The sequence below is a fragment of the Leptospira gomenensis genome, from assembly GCF_004770155.1.
Taxonomy (GTDB): domain Bacteria; phylum Spirochaetota; class Leptospiria; order Leptospirales; family Leptospiraceae; genus Leptospira; species Leptospira gomenensis.
On the sequence record NZ_RQFA01000078.1, the window covers coordinates 1 to 3,437 of the forward strand.

Consider the following 3,437-nt stretch of genomic DNA (forward strand, 5'->3'; position numbering starts at 1 on the left):
AAGAAGGAGATGGACAAACGCAAGGGGATGATGGACCAGGCCCGGAATGTAAGAAAGTCTGGAATGGGAAGACTTTACGGACAGTTGGGAGCGATCGGAGAAGGAATCGGAGCGACGCTCAACGGAATCGGGGAGTTCATCGGAGCGGGAGTTCAAGGGATCATCAACATGGTCAAGTCTGCGGGCGAAGACGGGCTCAAGGCACATGCGAGCCTGATGGTTCACGATTACAAAGGAGCTGAGAAATACGGTAAGTCTGCTTACAAGAAGGCGGACAAGGAAGCGGCGAAGAGCGAGAAGCAGATGTCCCAAGCGCTTGAGAAATCGGTTCAAGGATTGATCTACGCGATCAGCGGTCTCGTTGACGTAGTGATGTTGGGAGTTGAGATAGCGACGGATGCGGGACTTGCGTTGTTTACGTTGGGAACAATGAACAACCAGAATACCGGTTTAACCGGTAAATACAACGAAGGGAATTACGAACTTCAGAAGTTTAGAAACGGGAATCAATATCAAGAAAATCTAAACAAGTTGGGGACTCGAATGGGACAAGAGATGCAGGAGAACGACGAGATCGTAGACTTTCTGATCACGTCTGGCTTGGTTGTTGCCAGCTTTATTCCCGGTGCTGCATCGGTAACGGTTCCGACGTTGATTGCATACAAAGCGATGCGGGGAGCGTATGAAGGCGGGGCTGGCGGAGCAGCAGCGGGAGCCGTAGCAGGAGCGATCAACACAGTAACGCAGAAGGGCGGAGTGACGGTGAACTTGGGCTACAGCTATGCGAACGGTTACAGCGCCGGAGTGAGCGTAGGGATGGGGCCGAACGGAACGGGAGCGCAGATCGGCGTGGACTGGTCGGACCGCAACGGCTTTGGAGTGAGTGCAGGTTGGGGGTTTGACAATGGATTTGGGTTTGAAGTCGGTGTGAGCCAGAGAGGTGGAACTACGTTGTCGGGTAGTTTGAGCGGTAAGGGTGCACCTGTAAGTTTGAACTATTCTTTGAACATCAACGGTGGAGAACTTACGAATACGTTTGGAGCATCGATTTTGGTTCCTGGGACGAAGAACTTTTCGAAGGTGATGGGGAGTTTGAGCTACAACGACCACAGCGGTTTGTCGAGCGGAGTGAGTTACAACTTCGGCGACGGCACTCGACCTTCTACGCCAGGTGAACCTTCGCAACAAGACGCTCAAAACAATTTGTTGAACTACATCTTTAACGGTGTAGGGGCCATGGTGAGTGGTATTGGTCGTGGTGTGAAGAGCGTGTGGAACGGTGTGTTTGGTGGTGGTGATGTTTTATTAGCAAATGCGAATGGAATTGTTGCTTTTGACGGAAGGTTGGTGAGCGGGTCAAAGAATGTATCTTCGAGACAAGCGCTTGCTACTGGTCCAGAAAGTTTAAATCCTGGAATTCCTTATTATTCGAGTGAAGATAAGGCGAAACAAGCAGGTCGAAACGGCCTCCCACAATCTCCAGGTCATTTAACTGATGAAGGATTTACCCTTTTTGAAGGTAGTAATAACAAGTATTCACGGATAACGAGTGTAAAGGACAGTGCAACTGGTGAGGTAAGAAAGATAATCGAATATGTAGAAGTGGAAGCGTCTGGGGAGCACAAATACGAATATTGGAGTGTTCGTCCTAATGGTGAGACTGCACGTTATTTGAGTAAGACGGTAGGTTATTTTAAGAATTCTGACGGAAGTTATACAATGAAGGGTAGCGTAGCATATTCCGGAGAAGGAAACGCAAATACACCTGCTCCGAAGGCTGAAGTGAAAGTGGCTTGGTATGGTGCGCTTACAAATGATAGCGGTGCTGTTGCCGAATATCGACGAACGCACTTTGAAGTGTATGATTTTGCTACGGGAAATATTAAGGGTACAATCTTTAATAACGAATATGTTTCGCACAGTAGCGACCCAGGTTTGTTCCCGGATCAATACAATACAGCCAGTGGATCGGTTCCAGCGAACTTGTATACGGACATTATGCCGAACTTAAACAGAGGTCAGGTATTGGATTGGGGGTCGAGGGTTATTCCGAATATGGAAAATAATCGAGGCTTCCATATATTGGATTTTAATGGGAGTTTAAATCCTGTGATCCGTCCGTCACAAATTCCCGTAACAAATCCGAATCCTTGGATGCTAAGAGGTTTTTAATGAAGAGCAAGAATATCAAATACTTTGTTTGTTTTATCAGTCTTGGACTGATTGCATGCAATGTGCCAAGTGTTTCTGAAAGTCCTGTGACAAAGGAAAATACGAAGTGCAAACGCATCATCGACTTCAATTATACCTGTGATACTGAGAACGGAGTGTATTACGCTTTTGACTCAACGGATACGAAGGTGGGGATATTGAATTGTGTGAGTAACCAGTGTAGTTGCGTTCGAAATTTGAACAAGGATTTGAACAAAACACCGGAAGAAGTACATTTAAGGAAACCGCCTGTAGCTAATCGAAATCCCGTATATTATATGCCCCTTCATTTTACACAAAGTAATTACATTGCAGATGGATTCGATTGGGTTTTGAAGGGTGAGATCGTATCCCAAAAAAAGGAAAACTTTGTTCATGAAGAAACTGTGTATTTTGGGAAAGAAGGGCTTGTGAATGCAAGAATCAGTCGTTCGGCCCGGAGTGGTAGTCTAGGGCTTGTTAGCCTTTATGATTATTTAGAGATTAATTTGATTAATTCTACAAACCCGCAATACAATATTGAAGCAAAGGAAAAGGTGATATATAGAATGAAATGTAATGAGACTCAACTGATCCAATGAAATCCTCCTCCACGACCCCGCGAGCGATCAAAGCGTGGTCAAGTTATTGGCATTAGAGAAATTTAATATTATCTCAGCAGAATACAATAACTTGACCGGAGCTGCGAGCGCGGTCCGCAGGACGCGGCACTGGTAGTTGCCAGCTTTATTCCCGGTGCTGCATCGGTAACGGTTCCCACGTTGATTGCATACAAAGCGATGCGAGGAGCGTATGAAGGCGGGGCTGGCGGAGCAGCAGCGGGAGCCGTAGCAGGAGCGATCAACACGGTAACGCAGAAGGGCGGAGTGACGGTGAACTTGGGCTACAGCTATGCGAACGGTTACAACGCGGGAGTGAGCGTAGGGATGGGGCCGAACGGCACGGGAGCGCAGATCGGCGTGGACTGGTCGGACCGAAACGGTTTTGGAGTGAGTGCAGGTTGGGGGTTTGACAATGGATTTGGGTTTGAAGTCGGTGTGAGCCAGAGAGGTGGAACTACGTTGTCGGGTAGTTTGAGTGGTAAGGGTGCACCTGTAAGTTTGAACTATTCTTTGAACATCAACGGTGGAGAACTTACGAATACGTTTGGAGCATCGATTTTAGTTCCTGGGACGAAGAACTTTTCGAAGGTGATGGGCAGTTTGAGCTACAACGACCACAGCGGT

The 3,437-nt window shown here is 47.4% G+C and carries 1 protein-coding gene and 2 pseudogenes; all 3 read left to right on the forward strand.

All coding sequences use genetic code 11. The features are described from left to right. Positions 1-2,172: pseudogene (locus EHQ17_RS19865) on the forward strand (hypothetical protein); the annotation flags it as partial. Then, a complete protein-coding gene (locus EHQ17_RS17395) occupies positions 2,172-2,792 on the forward strand; it encodes a hypothetical protein (protein ID WP_135593960.1) in 621 nt (206 codons plus the stop codon). The pseudogene EHQ17_RS19865 and the gene EHQ17_RS17395, both read left to right, overlap by 1 nt. A 180-nt stretch (positions 2,793-2,972) precedes the next feature. Then, positions 2,973-3,437, forward strand: a pseudogene (locus EHQ17_RS17400) (hypothetical protein); the annotation flags it as partial.

What these genes read in the sequence shown, in the direction of transcription:
- EHQ17_RS17395 (WP_135593960.1), top strand. Translation starts at nt 2,172, where the DNA reads ATGAAGAGCAAGAATATCAAATACTTTGTTTGTTTTATCAGTCTTGGA.